This is a genomic window from Modicisalibacter coralii, from assembly GCF_004117855.1.
In the GTDB taxonomy this organism is placed as follows: domain Bacteria; phylum Pseudomonadota; class Gammaproteobacteria; order Pseudomonadales; family Halomonadaceae; genus Modicisalibacter; species Modicisalibacter coralii.
In genome coordinates this window covers 24,079-43,132 of the sequence record NZ_QWBW01000019.1, presented here as the reverse complement: position 1 = coordinate 43,132, position 19,054 = coordinate 24,079, and the positions used below count along the sequence as shown (strand labels likewise).

Genomic DNA, 19,054 nt, shown 5'->3' with positions numbered 1-19,054 from the left:
GACGGTCAGCACAAAGAGCTGACGATTTCCTTATATTGCCTGGCAATGACTTCTGACGAGAAATTGTTCACCACGTACTCCCTGCCGTTATGTCCCAAGTGCTGTCTTACTTCCGGAGCGCAGTGAATCAGCTCGATGATCCTTTCGGCCAACGAACGAGGTTCGAAGGGGTCCGCCAACAGACCCGTGACTTGATGAATGACGATATCCTGCAAGCCTGAGCAACGGAAAGCGACGACCGGCGTTCCACACGCCAGCGCTTCGGCCGCCACCTGGCCGAACGATTCGACAAGCGAAGGCACGACCGCAAAATCCGCCATGGCATAAACGCGTCTCAACGTTTCTATTTCCCTGATCTTGCCCAGATAAATGACTTCAATACCGCCAAACTCTCCCCTGCCAACCTCGCTACCGCCGAACGACACGAGAATCACTTTCCGCAAGACGTCGTCAGAGACCTCCCGGGAAACGATCTCGAGCGCCTTTTCGAGAAGATCAAATCCTTTTACCGGATTCTTCTTGCCATCCACCGCGCCGGTCACGATGACGAGCTGTGAATTGAGAATCCCTCGGGAAATTCTGGAGTGCTGTCTTTCCAAGATATTCGACGGATGGAAATCTTGCGTTTCTATCGGATTGGGCAGCAATTCCACGGTATGCTGGCACAATAGATGGCTGCGCTTGGCACGCTCATGCATCCAAAGTGATGGTACGGTTATCAGCAGGTCCGTACGCCCCGACAACGTCAGACACTTCATCTTCCAGGCAAACCAGTTCCAGTTCAGGCCTTTGGTCGTTCGACACCTAAAGGGATAACCGGAAACGAACACTTCCTGTCCCAGCAGGTCGTGATAGTGCTCGGTGCCGCAATAAAGCCACTCATCATGCAAGGTAATGATCGACTTCGGAGGGATTTTCTTGAAATCGAAAAGACTCAAACAATCATTGTTGATCCAGTGAAAATGGCAGATTGCGCGCTCCTGGGCCGCCTTGCGCATATTTTTCAAAAAAACGGAAGATGAGAACAGGTTCAGCGAATGCTTGGATATATTGCCGTCTCTCATACCCTTGACCAGAATATAAGAAATGACCCTTTTCAAGAAATGAATGCCCCGGGAGAGCCGGGCGGTCCGGGCTTCACTCACCGCATCGCGTGCCAGATGGTTCACCGCGTCGACCGACACGCAGGTAACATCGGAAAACTCGGCAGCGAGTCTGGAAAATTTCCTGGCGGCTATCGCGGCTCCTCCACGCTCGAAGGAGAAGGAAAAGGCATACAGCTTACGCATCATCGACACCATGAATGGAGAAGAGCAACGTCATCGGCACAGCAGCAAGGACAAGCAGTCCGGGAATTCGGTAATGTTAGGGTCAAGAGCCCGCGTCATTAAGAACGCCTTTCACAACCGCTAGACGAAGTGGGCTTCTCCGGCGGCAGGGCGTCGCGAGGGCGCTGTAAACCCCTCCCTGGGCGCTACCTCTGCTATCTGACCGCCATGGATAGCGGTAATGCCGGAATGGAAAGGAGCATTTTCCGGCCATGGCAAAGGACCCTCGCTTTGCCCTGCCACCGGTGCCCATCATCCGAGAGTTTGGAAATGGTTCTAAGGTAACGGATCACTGTCCCCGAGATTGACGAAGCGTAGATTCTCTAATGACACATAACGCGCTACGCTGCTGTCATGATGGTACACGAGGATATCGAGATAATGTTTTGCCAGATCCATGATGGCTATTTCCGCGGGTACGGCAGAAGGCAACATCCGACAATGCCCACTGATCCAACGCGAATCGTAATTCTTGATGTGAGGATGAAGTTTTATGTAAAGGTCCTTCTTTTCCTGCTGGAGATCACTGACGACCTCTTCATAAACCCGCCAACTGGAAAGATAGATAATGCAGGCATCCCCATTCGACTCAGAACCACTCGGAATGACTTCATCGTTGCCGACGAATATCTTCTTCAACAGCCCCATATTGGCTTTCAAAAAATCATGCAAAGGTTGTCTTATCTCGCGCACCAGCGTTTTCGTTGCGGGGAATATTTCCAGATATTCATTTTTTTCGTATAGCCAGATCTCATCGGTGAGATGGCATCCTCCCAACCTGTCCCCGACCCCCAGCAATCTCAAGAAGCCAGCCTTGAGAGGTGGGTAATAATCATCCTGATAGGTCCCGCAGCCTTCCTCATACACGGATATCTTGAGTCCTTTCGAGCGCCGCTTGGCCGCTCGCAGGCTCAAGTAAAGCCTTATCCCGACATCCGAATCGATGAATACATTATCCACACTCCGATATTGGAGATGATCTATCGCCGCCTGCCGTGTCGGAAAATTCGTCACTGAGCGCCACTGAAGATCATGATTCGTCAATCGCTGCGAAACCTCAGCCACATTGAAGAAATCATTGACTATGTAAAGATGACAGCTGGTGCCGGATTTAAAGGAATCCCTGATCACCATCGCCATCATGATCTGCAGTGGCTTGGTAACGATGAAGACGATCGATTCTCGAGATGACATGACAACATCCTGATAGATTATATTCTTGAAAACTTGCAAAACGATCAAGATGCACTGCTGCCAACATTGGTATATACGTAATTGTAATAGCCGTAACCGTAGGCCAAGGCAGACTTTTGTTCGACGGCATTCAAAACGGCCCCCTTGACGGTTACCCCGCCCACATCGAGACGCCTGAGTGCAAGCTTTATTTCCCGCGGCGAGTTCACCTGGAAACGGGCAATCATCAATGTGGTACCGACATTCTTGCCAATGATTGCGGCATCCGTCACGGCAAGCACCGGGGGGGAGTCAATGATCACCAGGTCATAATAATCACTGACGACATCCAGCAGTTCACTAAAGCCGGTCGTCACCAGCAATTCCGAAGGGTTGGGTGGCGCGATGCCACGTGACAGGTAATGTAAATTATCAATACCATCTACCGCACGAATCACGTCCTGCACTTTCTGACGACCGGCGAGCACCTCGCTCAAGCCGCCCTCCGCATGCTCGCCGAATACGCTATGTATATGCCCCTTGCGCATGTCGCCATCGATTATCAGGACATTCTTGCCTGCCTGAGCACAAACGGCCGCCAGGTTGATGGCAACGAAGCTTTTGCCATTGGCTGGGCTTGGCCCGGTAATCATCAGCCGATTGTCGGCCCCTTCCAGCATTGCGAAATAGAGGCTCGTTCTCAGGCCACGCAACGCCTCGACGGAGATATCGGTAGGATTCTTTTCGGCTAGCACACCGGTATTGATGCTGTAACCTTCGCCCCCCGTTCTTCTGACTCGCTTGTTGAGTTTGGCCTGCTCGGTCGAAAGAGGAACGGTTGCATAGACGGGAAGTCCAAGCTGTTCCAACTGGTCGGGTGTCTCGACGCCTTGGCTCAGGGCGACTCGCAGTAGAATGATGCCCACGCCCGTCATGCCCCCAAGCAATGTTGCCAGAGCGACGATGAGTTTCTTGTTGGGCTCGACCGGTATTGGCGATACCTTGGCATCGTCCAGCATGCGCACATTACCGACGGTACTCGCTTCGGCAATCTGCATCTCCTGAACCTTGTTGCGTAGTTGTACATAGATTGCCTGATTGACCGACACATCTCTCTGGAGGCGCAAGATCTCCTGTTGGGTCTTCGGCAGGCCATTTATCTTACTTTCCAGGTTCGCCTGTTCTTTCTTCAACTGTCTTTTCTTTTCGAGCAGCGCTGCATACGTTGGGTGGCTGGGCGTAAAGCGCCGCGATATTTCCGCCTCGGAAAACGCGAGCTCATTCAACTGGGATTCGAGATTGACCAGTCGTTCCAGGATCGACTGGGTTTCCAGGGACAGATCCACGCTATCACTGTCGGTACGATATTTATTGAGACGATCCTCGGCAGTGCCCAACTCATCCCTGACATGGGGAAGCTGGCCATGCAGGAACTCCAGACTCTTGCGTGCCTCTTCAGACTGCCGCTGTATGTTTTGTGTCACATAGATATCGGCGATGGTACCCAGGGCACGTTCCGCCAGTACCGGGTTGGCATCCGTGAGCCCCCAGTTCAGAATACCCGTCTTTTCACCTTGTTCATTGATGCTGAGATGCTTGCGAAGATCACTGATCGCCATCAATCGCGGTATTTTCCTGACGATGAATCCCGCTCCCGGAGACGCATTGATGGCGCTCACATTGATGCCGATTTCACCCTTGTCGAACTCCTCTTGCTGGCCAACGACACCCGAACCAATCACGGTTCCGTCATGCAAGAGTTCATAGCGCGAGCCATTCTCCACACGCACCACGAAATTCTCATTGAGAAACTTGTCGGATACCGAAAAACTCGCGACGTCGATAGACTCACCCGCCCAGGCATAATCGAAACTCTTCATGAACGCCTTGCCATCGACGCCGATATCATTCAGCACATTTTCGATGAAAGAATCCGGTCGAGTCATCCCGACTCTATGCAAGAACCCACCTATGACCGGGACCTGCACGGGCTCCACCAACAGGTCGAGGTTGAGTATGTCGACTGCACGCCCCAGCACCATGCGCGAGCGTATGATCTCTATTTCCGACTCCGAAGGGGGTTCCTCGCCCAGCAAGCTGGTGACCTCCGAGAGTGGGTTCTTGGGTGTCGCCTTTTCAATTTGCACGAGGGCATCGGCACGATATATCGGTGTCGCCAGGAATGCATAGATGATTCCCGCCATGGCAAACATCAGGGTGATGGCTGCAATGGTCCAGACATTGTCCTTCAGCGCGCCATAGAGCCGTCCGATATCCAGCTCATCATTGTCCGACGATGAGCGAATTTCATTGTTACTCTGAGCCATGCGACCCCCGAAACAAGTAATGTAGAATATGACGATCAGGCGCTAGGCGAGCTTGCGCGCCCAGCTATCGGCGGCTTGTACGAGCTGCCCATGAATGTATTCGAAGACCTCATGGCTCTTTCCGTGGGGGTCTAATATCTCCTTGCCCTTGCCGTCGTTGTCCAGCCAGCGACCGAACAGCAGCACTTTTCCCATGATGGAAGGATGCATCTTGGCCACGGCCAGTCGTTGTCGCTCGGTCATGACCAGAATCAGATCGGCCTGCTGGATCATCTCCTGGGTCACCTGACGTGCCCGGTGCCGGCTCAGATCGAGCCCTTCCATGCCTTCGACGAGATGCCTGGCCTGAGCCTCCACGGGATGGTCGACCAGGGCGCCGAGCCCCGCCGATTGGATCGTCAGATGGGGTAACCGAGCCCTCAACAGGGCCTCGGCTACCGGGCTCCGGCAGGTATTGCCCGTGCAGAGGACGAGCACCCGGGAGAATTGCATCACTTGAGGTTCTGGTGGATTTCGGTGGCCTGATAGATCGTCGTCAGCGACGGCAGGATCTGATTCAGGACACGGTTCCACAACGACACCGGTGCCGCCGTGACATAGACCACGTCTGCCGGCTGAAGCATGAACTGCGAGCCGAGGACGAAGGCCGCCGCATTCTTGGCATTCAACTGATAGACGGTGGCGTAGGCCTTGCTGGGCTCCGGATTGCGGCGGATGACGAAGATCCCGGAGGCGTCCGCACTTTCTTCGCGGATTCCCCTGGCCTGGGCAATGGCGGTGGTCAACGAGAACGCGCTGTTTCCCATCGGCAGGGCGGCGGGCTCGTTGACCTCGCCCATCACATAGATCTGCTGGTTGCCCACGTCCAGGACATGAACGACATCGCCATCCTTGAGGCGCAGGTTCTGCTCGAGATCGCCGTTGACCAGCATGTCATAGAGGGACAGATGCAGGTCCTGCCCATCACGGCTGAGTACCACGTCGTGCCAGTTGGCCGTTTCCGTCAGGCCACCAGCATCGCTGATGGCGTCGAGCACGTGGACCGGCACGTTGGTCACCGAGAAGACACCCGGATCCTTGACCTGTCCCGTCACGTAGACCTTCTGCGCGTTGTAGCTGGCGACCTTGACGTCAACCTGGGGCTCCGCGATGAAACCGGACAGGCGCCGCTGAATCTCCGACCTGACCTCGCGGACCGTGCGCCCGGCTACCTTGATCTGCCCCACGTACGGATAAAAGATGCTGCCGTCGGCATGCACCACGTTGCCCGATTCCTCCGCACTGCGTTCGCTGCCCGCAGGAATGGTGAGTTCCGGGTGGTCATAGACGATGACATTGAGGACATCGCCGCGCCCGATCCGATAGTCGTAATCCTCGGGCACCCTGGTAAAGGTTGTCTGGCCCGAGTCCTCGCTGCCGACGTGATCGATCGCTTCCGGCCGGGGCGTGGCCCGCATGGCGTTGACCAGATCGATGGTAATGGGTTCGACCTCGACGTTGGCAGCGAGAGGCTCCACGCCCGTGTCATAGGGAACGCGAGCCCCGGGGGCCGCCGCACAAGCGGAAAGCCAGACGATCATGGCCACTCCCATGACCGGCAAGCCCCACCGTGATTTGATGTTGTTCAACCTAGAAGCCATGATCCTGTCCCCATGCAATTCACATTGAGCCCCTGTCTTGTCTTTCATGTGCGAGGCGTTAATGCACCACGCTCACCGTCATTAATTCCGCGAAATAACGACCATCACGTCCCTGCTTCGCAGACATCCTTATTGCACCATGCCCTGAGGCCATCGAGACGGTGATTCCCGACCACGCTACCGCCCCGGCGGTTGATCGGCTTTCCCCAGCGCCATTAATGATTGATTTCTCTATTTTTTCAGGAAAACGTCCTTTCGATTACTTTGTAATCGAAAGGTATATGTATGTATCTGTCTGTCTCCACTTTAGGTCATGCTAGAGTCTTTTCATGGAAAAAAAAGGGTTATTTTTTGCAATAACCACCTTTCTTCAATCCCCTAATACCGCAAAAACAGCACCATTAATGGACGACTAATCCTGTTGTTAACGGGACTGTTGAGAAAAAGTATTAGAAAACTCAAAAACAATGACGGCGAAGACGGCAGGCAAGCGATGCAACGGCAGTGATACGTTTGGAAGGCGGAAGGCGGAAGGCGGAAGGCGGAAGGCGGAAGGCGGAAGGCGGAAGGCGGAAGGCGATCCTATCCCTGTCAGAATGTAAAAAGGGCACCCGGAGGTGCCCTTTTCGGTCAGGCCGGGCCTGACGACAATGCGGTAGACGCGATTACCAGCCGGTCGCTTCCTTCAGCGCATCACCGATCTCGGCCAGCGAGCGTACGGTCTTGACGCCGGCTGCCTCGAGGGCCGCGAACTTCTCGTCCGCCGTGCCCTTGCCACCGGCGATGATGGCACCGGCATGGCCCATGCGCTTGCCCGGAGGCGCCGTGACGCCGGCGATGTAGGCCACCACCGGCTTGCTGACGTGCTCCTTGATATAGGCAGCCGCTTCCTCTTCGGCGGTACCGCCGATCTCGCCGATCATCACGATCGCTTCAGTCTGCGGATCCTTCTCGAACAGCTCGAGGATGTCGATGAAGTTGGAACCCGGGATCGGGTCGCCACCGATGCCCACGCAGCTGGACTGACCGAAGCCGTGATCGGTGGTCTGCTTGACCGCTTCATAGGTCAGGGTACCGGAGCGAGAGACGATGCCCACCTTGCCCGGCTTGTGGATGTGGCCCGGCATGATGCCGATCTTGGTCTCGCCCGGCGTGATCACGCCCGGGCAGTTCGGGCCGATCAGGCGCACGCCCAGCTCGTCGCACTTGACCTTGACGTCGAGCATGTCGAGGGTGGGAATACCCTCGGTGATGCAGACGATCAGCTTGATACCGGCATTGGCGGCTTCGAGGATGGAATCCTTGCAGAACGGTGCCGGCACGTAGATGACCGAGGCTTCGGCGCCGGTCTCCTTGACCGCTTCCTTGACGGTGTTGAACACCGGCAGACCCAGATGCTCCTGGCCGCCCTTGCCCGGCGTCACGCCGCCGACCATCTGGGTACCGTAGGCGATCGCCTGTTCGGAGTGGAAGGTCCCCTGGCCACCGGTAAAGCCCTGGCAGATGACCTTGGTGTTCTTGTCGATCAGGATACTCATTACTTGCCCTCCGCTGCTTTGACGACCTGCTGTGCCGCGTCAGTCAGGCTGGTAGCAGCGATGATGTTGAGTCCGCTGGACGCCAGCTTCTCGGCACCCAGCTCGGCGTTGTTGCCCTCGAGGCGGACCACCACCGGCACGTTGACACCGACCTGCTCGACGGCACCGATGATGCCTTCGGCGATCATGTCGCAGCGCACGATACCGCCGAAGATGTTGACCAGCACGGCCTTCACGGAGTCATCGGAGAGGATGATCTTGAAGGCTTCGGCAACACGCTCCTTGGTGGCGCCGCCGCCGACGTCCAGGAAGTTCGCCGGCTGGCCGCCGTTGAGCTTGATGATGTCCATGGTGCCCATGGCCAGGCCGGCGCCGTTGACCATGCAGCCGATGTTGCCGTCGAGCGCCACGTAGTTGAGTTCCCATTCCTGGGCGTGGGCTTCGCGCTCGTCCTCCTGGGAGGGGTCACGCATCGCCTGCAGGTCGGGATGCCGGTACAGGGCGTTGCCGTCGAGGTTGATCTTGGCGTCGAGGCAGTGCAGGTTGCCTTCGTCGGTGATCACCAGCGGGTTGATCTCGAGCAGTGCCAGGTCCTTGTCGTGGAACAGCTTGGACAGGCCCAGGAAGATCTTGGTGAACTGCTTGATCTGGTCGCCCTTGAGGCCCAGCGCGAAGGCCAGTTCACGCGCCTGGTACGGCTGCGCCCCGACCAGCGGATCGATCTCGGCCTTGAGGATCTTCTCGGGGGTTTCCTCGGCGACCTTCTCGATTTCCACGCCACCCTCGGTGGACGCCATGAAGACCACCCGACGGGTACCGCGATCGACGACCGCGCCCAGATACAGCTCGTTGGCGATATCGGTGCAGTTCTCGACCAGGATCTTGGCGACCGGCTGGCCTTTCTCGTCGGTCTGGAAGGTCACCAGGTTCTTGCCCAGCCACTGCTCGGCGAAGGCCTTGGCCTCGTCAGCGCTCTCGACCAGCTTGACGCCACCGGCCTTGCCGCGACCACCGGCGTGAACCTGGGCCTTGACGACCCACTTGTCGCCGCCGATCTTCTTGCAGGCGTCGGCAGCTTCTTCGGGAGTGTCCACGGCAAAGCCCTTGGACACCGGCAGACCATAGTCGGCAAACAGTTGTTTGCCCTGATATTCATGAAGGTTCATCGTGTCATGCCATTGGTTGCATGTGACTCGAACGATGGCCGCGAACGCCCTTGCCAGGCTTCGGTTCGGGCCACCCCCGTTCGCCCATGAGCGGACGACACGCCCCCGGGCGGGGGCGTGGGTTTACAGCGGTGATTGTTATTTGCGCTTCTTGCGGTTGGCCACGTGGATGGCGTGACCTTCCACGGCCAGTGCCGCCTCGTGCACGGCCTCGGACATGGTGGGGTGCGCATAGCAGGTCAGCGCCAGATCCTCGGCACTGGAGCCGAACTCCATGGCGATCACGCCCTGGGCGATCATCTCGCCGGCATGCTGGCCGACGATGTGCACGCCCAGGATACGGTCGGTCTCGGCGTCGGCGATGATCTTGGCCGAGCCTTCGGTGGCGTTGTTGGCCATCGCACGGCCGCTGGCCGCGAACGGGAAGGTCCCGGTCTTGACCTCGATGCCCTCGGCCTTGGCCTGCTGCTCGTTCATGCCCACCCAGGCGACCTCGGGCGAGGTGTAGATGACGCACGGAATCGCGTCGTAGTTCACCTCGGCCTTGTGGCCGGCGATGATGTCGGCAACCATGATGCCCTCTTCCGAGGCCTTGTGTGCCAGCATCTGGCCACGCACCGCATCGCCGATGGCGTAGACATTGGGCACGCTGGTCCGGCAATGGTCGTCGACGAAGATGAAGCCGCGTTCGTCGAGCTTGACGCCGGCGTCATCGTCGAGCACGCCCTGGGTATAAGGACGGCGACCCACGCAGACGATGATCTTGTCGAAGGTCTGCTCCTGGTCGCCCTTGCTGTCGGTGTACTTGACGAGGACTTCATTGCCCTTGACCTCGGTACCGGTCACCCGGGCGCCGAGCTTGATGTCCAGGCCCTGCTTGGTGAGCAGCTTCTGGGTCTCCTTGGCGACGGTCTGGTCGACCATCGGCAGGAAGGAATCCATCGCCTCGAGCATGGTCACTTCACTGCCCAGGCGGTTCCACACGCTGCCCAGTTCCAGGCCGATCACGCCGGCGCCGATCACGCCCAGGCGCTTGGGCGCTTCCTCGAACTCCAGGGCGCCGGTGGAATCGACGATCAGCCCTTCGGTGAGCGGCGCGGGCGGAATCTCGACCGGCACGGAGCCGGAGGCGATGACGATGTTGTCCGCTTCATAGGTCGCCTTGTCGCCGTCGTTGCCGGTGACCTCGACCTTGCTGTTGGACAGCACCTTGCCGGTACCTTCCAGCGGCGTGACGCCATTGGCCTTGAACAGGCCGGAGATCCCGCCGGTCAGGTTGGCGACGATCTTTTCCTTGCGCGCCATCATCTTCTTGACGTCCATCTTGACGTCGCCGGTCTCGATGCCGATGTCGCCGAAGTCGTGCTGGGCCTCGACGAACTTGTGCGAGGCCTCCAGCAGGGCCTTGGACGGAATGCACCCGACGTTGAGGCAGGTGCCGCCGTGTACGGTCTTCCCTTCCTTGTTGACCCATTTCTCGACACATGCGGTCTTCAGGCCCAGCTGGGCGGCACGGATGGCGGCGACGTAGCCGCCGGGGCCCGCGCCAATGACGATCACATCGTATTTATCGGCCATGAATCATTCCTGTTCGATCTGGTTGGCTTGGCGACGCATCACACATCCAGCAGCAGGCGCGCCGGATCCTCGAGCAGTTCCTTGATCGTGACCAGGAACTGGACCGCATCCTTGCCATCGATCATGCGGTGATCGTAGGACACGGCCAGGTACATCATCGGACGGATCTCGACCTTGCCGTTGACCGCCATGGGACGCTCCTGGATCTTGTGCATGCCCAGGATCGCGGTCTGCGGCGGATTGAGGATCGGCGTCGACATCAGCGAGCCGAAGATGCCGCCATTGGTGATGGTGAAGGTGCCGCCCTGCATCTCGTCGATGCCAAGCTTGCCGTCGCGGGCACGCTTGCCGAAGTCGACGATGGTCTTCTCGACGTCCGCCAGCTTCATGCTGTCGGTATCGCGCAATACCGGTACCACCAGACCGCGGTCGGTGGAGACGGCCACCCCGATGTCCTGGTAGCCATGGTAGACGATATCGGTGCCGTCGATGGAGGCGTTGACGTCCGGGAAGCGCTTGAGCGCCTCGGTGGCCGCCTTGACGAAGAAGCCCATGAAGCCCAGCTTGGTATCGTGGGCCTTCAGGAAGGTGTCCTTGTACTGGGCGCGCAGGGCCATCACCGCGCTCATGTCCACCTCGTTGTAGGTGGTGAGCATGGCCGCCGTCTGCTGGGCCTGGACCAGCCGCTTGGCGATGGTCTGACGCAGGCGGCTCATCGGCACGCGCTTCTCGGGGCGTTCGCCCTCCACCGCCGGTGCCGCGGCTGCCGCAGCCTTGGTGGTGCCACCCGAGGCCGGCTTGTCGGCTGACGACTTGGCCGCCTTCTTCGCCGAGCCGTCCTTGATCGCCTTCTGCACGTCTTCCTTGAGAACACGGCCGCCCTTGCCGGTGCCCTCGATCTTGCTGGCATCGAGATCGTGCTCGGCGACCAGTTTGCGCGCCGCCGGGGCGAGGATCTTGTCGCCGACCTTCTCGTCCTTCTCGGCTGACGCCTCGTCACCCTCGTCGGCCGATTCCTCGCCGCTCGCCGAATCGTCACCGCCGGCGCCCTCGGCAAAGACCGCCAGCAGCGCCTCGGATTCGACCTGCTCGCCCTCCTCGACCTTGATCTCGGTCAGCGCGCCGTCGGCGGGCGCCACGACCTCGAGGACCACCTTGTCGGTCTCGATGTCGGCCAGCACCTCGTCACGCTTGGCGGACTCACCGACCTTCTTGTGCCAGGTGGCCACGGTGCCTTCCTGGACGGACTCGGGGAAGGACGGCGCCTTGACGTCATGGCTCTTGCCCGACGCCGCCGGCTTGTCGGCCTTCTTCTCGCCCTTGTCGCTCTTCTTCTCGGCGTCGTCGGCCTGCTTCTCGTCCTCGGCCGGGGCCTCGTCGGCCTTTTCCTGAGCCTCGCCGAGCATCCCCAGGACCTGCTCGGATTCGCAGGTTTCGCCTTCCTCGACCTTGATCTCCGACAGCGTGCCCGCTTCCGGTGCCACCACCTCGAGGACGACCTTGTCGGTCTCGATCTCGACGATCAGCTCGTCGCGTTCGACGCTGTCGCCGGCCTTCTTGTGCCAGGCGGCAACCGTGCCTTCGGCGACGGATTCCGGAAAACTGGGCGCTTTGATCTCGGTAGCCATTTCGTTTCCTTAGTGAGTTCTCTCTCGTCCCGGTTGGACGCCTCAGGCGTTGAAGGCGTCGTCCACCAGTTGGCGCTGTTGTTCCACATGAACGGACATGTAGCCCGCGGCGGGGGCGGCCGATGCCGGGCGACCGGCGAACTTGAGTTCGCGACCCAGGCCATCCGCCAGCATGTCGGCGACCACGCGCATATGATGCTGGCTCTGGTACCAGGCACCCTGGTTGAGCGGTTCCTCCTGACACCACACCACCTGCTCGAGGTTGGTGAAGCCCTTGAGGGCATCGAAGAGCTCCTCCTTGGGGAAGGGGTAGAGCTGTTCGACACGCACGATCGCCGTGTCCTCGCGCTCGTTCTCGGCCCGATAGGCGGCCAGGTCGTAATAGACCTTGCCGGCGCACAGGACGACGCGCTTGACCGCCTCGGCGTCCAGGTTGCCCTGATCGGCGAGCACCATGTTGAAGCGACCGTTGGCCAGTTCCTCGAGGGTCGAGGTGGCTTCCTTGTGGCGCAGCAGGCTCTTCGGCGACATGACCACCAGCGGCTTGCGCAGCGGGCGGATCACCTGGCGACGCAGCAGATGGAAGATCTGCGCCGGGGTGGTCGGCACGCAGACCTGCATGTTGTGCTCGGCGCACAACTGCAGGAAGCGCTCGAGTCGCGCCGAGGAGTGCTCCGGCCCCTGGCCCTCGTACCCGTGCGGCAGCAGCAGGGTCAACCCGCACAGCCGGCCCCACTTGGATTCGCCGGAGGAGATGAACTGATCGACCACCACCTGAGCGCCGTTGAAGAAGTCGCCGAACTGCGCCTCCCAGATGATCAGGGCGGTGGGCATGGTCGTGGCGTAGCCGTACTCGAACGCCAGCACGGCCTCCTCGGAGAGGAAGGAGTCGTGAATGGTGAAGCGCGGTTGGCCGTCGCGGATATGCTCGAGCGGCACGAAGGTGCTGCCGTCCTTCTGGTTGTGCACCACCGCGTGGCGATGCGAGAAGGTGCCGCGGCCGGAATCCTGGCCGGTCAGGCGTACCGGGTGCCCCTGGTCGAGCAGCGTGGCGTAGGCCAGCGTCTCGGCGAAGCCCCAGTTCAGCGCCATGCCGCCGGCGAGCATCTTGCGGCGGTCCTCGTAGATCTTGCTGACCTGGCGCTGCATCTGCACGCCGTCGGGCACTTCGCACATCTTCGCGGCGAGATGCTGCATGCGCTTCATGTCGATGGCGGTATCGGCGTCGCCGGTCCACTCATGACCCAGGTAGGGCGTCCAGTCGACGAACAGCTCGGTATTGGGCTCCTTGACCAGGGCGTTGGCCACGTGGTTGCCGGCCAGCAGATCCTCGCGGTACTTCTCGGTCAGGTCCTTGGCCTGCTCCTCGCTGAGCAGCCCGGCCTCGATCAGACGCTCGGCGTACAGCGCGCGCGACGTCTTGTGCGACTTGATCTTGCTGTACATCATCGGCTGGGTGCCGGAGGGCTCGTCGGCCTCGTTGTGGCCGCGCCGACGATAGCAGACCAGGTCGATGACGACGTCCTTGTGGAACTGCTGACGGTAGTCGAGCGCCACCTGGGTGGCATGGATTACCGCGTCGGCGTCGTCGCCGTTGACGTGGAAGATCGGCGCCTGAACCATCTTGGCGATGTCGGTGCAGTACTCGGTCGAGCGCGTGTCCTGCGGATTCGAGGTGGTGAAGCCGACCTGGTTGTTGATCACGATGTGCAGCGTGCCGCCGGTCCTGTAACCGCGGGTCTGCGACATCTGGAAGGTCTCCATGACCACGCCCTGGCCGGCGAAGGCCGCGTCGCCGTGGACGTTGATCGGCAGCACCTTGTCGCCCTCGGCATCGTCGCGGCGATCCTGACGGGCACGCACGGAGCCTTCGACCACCGGCGAGACGATCTCGAGGTGCGACGGGTTGAAGGCCAGCGCCAGGTGGACTTCGCCGCCCGGCGTCATCACGTTGGAACTGAAGCCCTGGTGGTACTTGACGTCGCCCGAGCCCTTCTCGATCACCTTCTTGCCGTCGAACTCGTCGATCAGCTCGGAGGGACTCTTGCCGAGGATGTTGACCAGCAGGTTGAGACGGCCACGGTGGGCCATGCCGATGACCACTTCCTTGGTCCCGTAGCCGCCGGCACGCTGGATGATCTCGTCCATCATCGGAATGAAGGTCTCGCCGCCTTCCAGGCCGAAGCGCTTGGTGCCCGGATACTTGGAGGCCAGGTAGCTCTCCAGGCCTTCCGCCGCGGTCAGACGCTCCAGGACGTGCATGCGCACGTCATCGCTGTACTTGGGCGCGCTGCGCACCGACTCGAAGCGCTGCTGCAGCCAGCGTTTCTCCTCGGTGTCGACGATGTGCATGAACTCGCAGCCGATCGAGCGACAGTAGGTCTTCTCCAGCGCGTCGACGATCTCCTTGAGCGGCGCCTTGTCCTTGCCCAGGAACAGCGAGCCGGTCTGGAACTCGGTGTCCAGGTCGGACTTGGACAGCTGGTGGAAGGACAGGTCGAGGTCGGGTACCGGCACCGGGTTGCGCAGGTCGAGCGGATCGATGTCGGCCTTCTGATGGCCCCGGAAGCGGTAGGCGTTGATCAGCTGCAGGACCTTGACCTGTTTCTTGCTCTCGCCGCTGTCGGTCGCAGGAGCGACAGCACCGTTGCGGCGCTGCTGGGCCAGTTGGTAGAACTGCTCGCGAATCGGGCTGAGAGGTACGTCGTGAGAGGGGGCGCCTTCCGGGCGGGGTAACTTGTCGAAGTAGTTACGCCATTCGTCCGGCACGGCGTTGGGATCGACGAGATACTGCTCATACAGCGCTTCCACATAGTGAGCGTTGCCGCCGCTCATATGGGAGGTGCGCCACATCAACTCCATTATGCCTTCTTGCATGTTTCGGTCACCCTGCACTGATGGGGTGGTGTCGGCGCCGGAGTTGCGCTTGAGACTCCGACGTCACTCTTTACTGGCACTTGCACCGACTCGACCGGCTCTGTGCGAACGGGCGTCGTCGACGAGTTTCGGCGGCAATGATCGTCAAGAGCCGGTGCACCAGGGCACCGGCTCTCCACGCTTGGACCGCCCCCGGCTGCGACACTCGACCGCAGCCAGGAACGGGGACCAATGATAACAAGCCGCGAGCCACGGTTTAAGTGGCATTCGCCAGCAGCAGCTCGCGGATCTTGCCGATCGCGCGGGTCGGGTTGAGCCCCTTGGGGCAGACCGCCACGCAGTTCATGATGCCGCGGCAGCGGAACACGCTGAACGGATCCTCGAGCTCGGAGAGCCGCTCGCGCGTCGCCGTATCACGACTATCGGCCAGGAAGCGATAGGCTTGAAGCAGGCCGGCCGGTCCGACGAACTTGTCCGGGTTCCACCAGAACGACGGGCAGGAGGTCGAACAGCAGGCGCACAGGATGCACTCGTAGAGGCCGTCGAGCTTGTCGCGCTCCTCCGGCGACTGCAGACGCTCGATCGCCGGCGGGTTCTCATCGTTCTGCAGGTACGGCTGAATGCGCTCGTACTGCTTGTAGAAGATCCCCATGTCGACCACCAGGTCGCGAATCACCGGCAGGCCCGGCAGCGGGCGCAGCACCAGCTTGTCGTTCTTGACCACGTCCGACAGGGCGGTGACGCAGGCCAGACCATTGGTGCCGTTCATGTTCATCCCGTCGGAGCCGCACACGCCCTCGCGGCAGCTGCGGCGGTAGGCCATCGAGCTGTCCTGCTGCTTGATGATCTCGAGGACGTTCAGGACCATCAGGTCACGGCCCTGGGTGTCCACCTGGAACTCCTGCATGTACGGCGCGGAGTCGGTCTCCGGGTTGTAGCGATAGACGGATACCTGAAGCATGGACATCGGTTGCCCCCTTAATAAGTCCGGACTTTCGGCTCGAAGGTGTCGACGGTCTTCGGCTGGAAGTTCACGTCACGCTTGCCCAGCTTCTTGTCCGCCGGGGTATAGATGGAGTGCTTCAGCCAGTTGACGTCGTCACGGTCCGGATAGTCGTAACGGGAATGCGCCCCGCGGCTTTCCTTACGCTCCAGGGCAGAGATGGCAGTCGCCTCGGCGACCTCCAGCAGATTGTCGAGTTCCAGCGCCTCGACGCGCGCGGTGTTGAAGGCGTGGGACTTGTCGCCCAGGTGGGCGTTGGCGATGCGCTCGCGCAGCTCGGCCACCTTCTTGACGCCCTCTTCCATGTGGTCTTCCTGGCGGAACACGCCGAAGGATTTCTGCATGGTTTCCTGCAGCTCGGTACGCAGCGCAGGCACCGACTCGCCGCCGCTCGACTCGTTCCAGCGGTTCATGCGCGACAGCGCCTGGTCGACGTCGGACTGGGCCGCGTCGAGGTAGTCGACGCCTTCGTTGAGCGCGCTCTCGATGAACATGCCGGCGGCGCGACCGAAGACCACCAGGTCGAGCAGCGAGTTGCCGCCCAGACGGTTGGCGCCGTGGACCGAGACGCAGGCCGCCTCGCCGCAGGCGAACAGACCGTTGACGATCTGATCGTTGCCGTCGCCATCGCGGGAGATCACCTGACCGTGCACGTTGGTCGCCAGCCCGCCCATCATGTAGTGACAGGTCGGCACCACGGGGATCGGTTCCTTGACCGGATCGACATGGGCGAAGGTCTTGGCCAGCTCGACGATGCCCGGCAGGCGCTTGCCGAGGACTTCCTCGCCCAGGTGGTCGAGCTTGAGCAGCACGTGATCGCCGTTCTCGCCGCAACCACGCCCCTCGAGGATCTCCATGACCATGGAGCGGGCGACCACGTCGCGACCGGCCAGGTCCTTGGCATTGGGCGCGTAACGCTCCATGAAGCGCTCGCCATCCTTGTTGATCAGGTAGCCGCCCTCGCCGCGGCAGCCCTCGGTCACCAGCACCCCGGCACCGTGGATGCCGGTGGGGTGGAACTGCCACATCTCCATGTCCTGGACCGGCAGGCCGGCGCGCAGCGCCATGCCGATGCCGTCGCCGGTGTTGATCAGGGCGTTGGTGGTCGAGGAGTAGATACGCCCGGAGCCGCCGGTCGCCAGCACGGTGGCCTTGGACTTGATGTGCACCACTTCACCGGTCTCGATGCACAGCGCGATGCAGCCGACCACGTCGCCGTTGGCGTTCTTGACCAGATCCACCGCGTACCACTCGTTGAGGAACACGGTGTTGTTCTTCAGGTTGTTCTGATACAGCGTGTGCAGCAGCGCATGGCCGGTACGGTCGGCCGCGGCGCAGGTACGGGCCGCCTGGCCGCCCTTGCCGAAATCCTTGGACTGGCCGCCGAACGGACGCTGATAGATGCGACCGTTGTCGAAGCGCGAGAACGGCAGCCCCATGTGTTCGAGCTCGAAGACCGCCTTGGGGCCTTCGGAGCACATGTATTCGGCGGCGTCCTGGTCGGTGATGTAGTCACCGCCCTTGACGGTGTCGTACATGTGCCAACGCCAGTCGTCGTTGGGGTCGGCGGAGGCAATGGCGCAGGTGATGCCGCCCTGGGCCGACACCGTGTGCGAACGGGTCGGGAAGACCTTCGAGATGACCGCGGTCTTCTTGCCGGACTTGGCCAGCTCCAGCGCCGCACGCAGGCCGGAGCCGCCCCCGCCGATGGTGATTGCGTCGAATGTCAGGCTACGCATGGTAGACATGGATCAGGCTCCCCACAGAACTTGTACGCCCCACACCAGGAAGATGAAGATGGCGATGATGATGGCGATTTGCACGATGAAACGGATGCCGGTCGGCTTGATGTAGTCGGTGACCACCGTCCACAGCCCGATCCAGGCGTGGGCCGCCAGCGACACGAAGGCCAGCAGGGAGAAGATGCGCATCCAGGTCTGCGAGAAGAGACCGTGCCAGGTCGCGTAGTCGAGGTCGGGATGGAAGAGCAGGTAGCCGACCATGAAGACGGCGTAAAGCGCCAGGACGACGGCCGAAACCCGCTGTATCAGCCAGTCGGAAAGACCGCTGCGACCGAGATTCGTGATGTTGGTTACCATACCCAGACTCCTGCCAGTACCACGAGAACCGCGCTTGCCACCACGGTGATTTGAGCCTTCTTGTAGCCGCCTTCGAGGTCGACGCCATAGCCGGCGTCCATCAGCAGATGCTTGATGCCGGCGACGAAATGGAAGGCCAGTGCCGACAGCAGCCCCCAGGCGACCAGCTTGGCCAGGAAGTTGTGGGCGAGCACGTCACGGACGGCTTCGAAGCCTTCCGGAGAGGACAGCGAGGCATCCAGCGCCCAGAAGCCGAAGATCAGGCCAATGAACAGGATGATGCCGGTGATACGGTGAGCAATGGAGGTTAACGCAGGAAGTGGGAAATTTATCGTGGAAAGGTCTAGGTTTACGGGTCTTTTGCTATTCACGGCTCTCTACACACTCTCTTGGCCCGCTCATGCTTCCGGTCGGGCACGGTTAGAGCGGGCGGTGGTTTGAGGAAGAGCGATGGTTGGCCAGTCCAGGTGGCATCGATCACCGCCTTCCCGCCAGTCGCGCGGGTTACGATTATAGGGACTGGGCCGTGGCATGACAAATCGTTACCGCCGTAACGCCACCTTGGTGTTACCCTTGGTAACAGGTATTCTTGCTGCCAAGCAGCAAACCGATCCCCTGCAGCAGTGTCCGTCATCGCCCGTATGGCTTGCTGCACCGCCGCACCAACCACTATGGGTGAATTGACAATACTCGGGAC

14 protein-coding genes are annotated in these 19,054 nt (G+C 60.4%); all 14 read right to left on the bottom strand.

From position 1 onward, the window contains the following. Positions 1-5 precede the first annotated feature (5 nt). The 14 genes from D0901_RS21435 to sdhC all read right to left on the bottom strand — a co-directional run bounded on the left by D0901_RS21435 (position 6) and on the right by sdhC (position 18,728). Positions 6-698 carry a glycosyltransferase gene (locus D0901_RS21435; protein WP_425256175.1) on the bottom strand — a complete coding sequence of 231 codons (693 nt, stop codon included), beginning with the start codon at positions 696-698 and terminating at the stop codon, positions 6-8. 906 nt (positions 699-1,604) lie between these two features. Beyond that, entirely contained in the window at positions 1,605-2,522 is a 918-nt protein-coding gene (locus D0901_RS11835; RefSeq protein WP_129140509.1) for a polysialyltransferase family glycosyltransferase, read from the bottom strand. A 44-nt stretch (positions 2,523-2,566) separates the two neighbouring features. Continuing rightward, positions 2,567-4,828: a polysaccharide biosynthesis tyrosine autokinase gene (locus D0901_RS11830; protein ID WP_129140508.1), complete on the bottom strand. Its 2,262-nt coding sequence runs from the start codon at positions 4,826-4,828 to the stop codon at positions 2,567-2,569. A gap of 42 nt (positions 4,829-4,870) precedes the next feature. Further along, positions 4,871-5,320, bottom strand: coding sequence for a low molecular weight protein-tyrosine-phosphatase (locus D0901_RS11825; protein ID WP_129140553.1), 450 nt, complete (start codon positions 5,318-5,320; stop codon positions 4,871-4,873). Continuing rightward, on the bottom strand, positions 5,320-6,408 hold the full coding sequence (locus D0901_RS11820) for a polysaccharide export protein (protein WP_233440412.1): 1,089 nt from the start codon (positions 6,406-6,408) through the stop codon (positions 5,320-5,322). Before D0901_RS11820 ends, D0901_RS11825 begins: the two co-directional genes overlap by 1 nt. Before the next feature lie 725 nt (positions 6,409-7,133). Further along, on the bottom strand, positions 7,134-8,006 hold the full coding sequence (gene sucD / locus D0901_RS11815; protein WP_129140506.1) for a succinate--CoA ligase subunit alpha: 873 nt from the start codon (positions 8,004-8,006) through the stop codon (positions 7,134-7,136). Next, a complete protein-coding gene (gene sucC / locus D0901_RS11810; RefSeq protein ID WP_129140505.1) occupies positions 8,006-9,172 on the bottom strand; it encodes an ADP-forming succinate--CoA ligase subunit beta in 1,167 nt (388 codons plus the stop codon). The genes sucD and sucC overlap by 1 nt, the downstream gene beginning before the upstream one ends. A gap of 138 nt (positions 9,173-9,310) precedes the next feature. Further along, on the bottom strand, positions 9,311-10,750 hold the full coding sequence (lpdA, locus tag D0901_RS11805) for a dihydrolipoyl dehydrogenase (protein ID WP_129140504.1): 1,440 nt from the start codon (positions 10,748-10,750) through the stop codon (positions 9,311-9,313). Between the two features lie 38 nt (positions 10,751-10,788). Beyond that, positions 10,789-12,378 (bottom strand): 2-oxoglutarate dehydrogenase complex dihydrolipoyllysine-residue succinyltransferase, encoded by a 1,590-nt coding sequence (gene odhB, locus D0901_RS11800; protein WP_129140503.1) that lies wholly within the window; start codon positions 12,376-12,378, stop codon positions 10,789-10,791. Between the two features lie 42 nt (positions 12,379-12,420). Then, positions 12,421-15,255 (bottom strand): 2-oxoglutarate dehydrogenase E1 component, encoded by a 2,835-nt coding sequence (locus D0901_RS11795; RefSeq protein ID WP_129140502.1) that lies wholly within the window; start codon positions 15,253-15,255, stop codon positions 12,421-12,423. A gap of 256 nt (positions 15,256-15,511) precedes the next feature. Further along, positions 15,512-16,222 carry a succinate dehydrogenase iron-sulfur subunit gene (locus D0901_RS11790; RefSeq protein WP_129140501.1) on the bottom strand — a complete coding sequence of 237 codons (711 nt, stop codon included), beginning with the start codon at positions 16,220-16,222 and terminating at the stop codon, positions 15,512-15,514. A gap of 11 nt (positions 16,223-16,233) precedes the next feature. Further along, on the bottom strand, positions 16,234-18,006 hold the full coding sequence (sdhA, locus tag D0901_RS11785; protein ID WP_129140500.1) for a succinate dehydrogenase flavoprotein subunit: 1,773 nt from the start codon (positions 18,004-18,006) through the stop codon (positions 16,234-16,236). 3 nt (positions 18,007-18,009) lie between these two features. Continuing rightward, on the bottom strand, positions 18,010-18,357 hold the full coding sequence (gene sdhD, locus D0901_RS11780) for a succinate dehydrogenase, hydrophobic membrane anchor protein (RefSeq protein WP_129140499.1): 348 nt from the start codon (positions 18,355-18,357) through the stop codon (positions 18,010-18,012). After that, entirely contained in the window at positions 18,351-18,728 is a 378-nt protein-coding gene (sdhC, locus tag D0901_RS11775; protein WP_129140498.1) for a succinate dehydrogenase, cytochrome b556 subunit, read from the bottom strand. The genes sdhD and sdhC overlap by 7 nt, the downstream gene beginning before the upstream one ends. Positions 18,729-19,054: the final 326 nt, after the last annotated feature.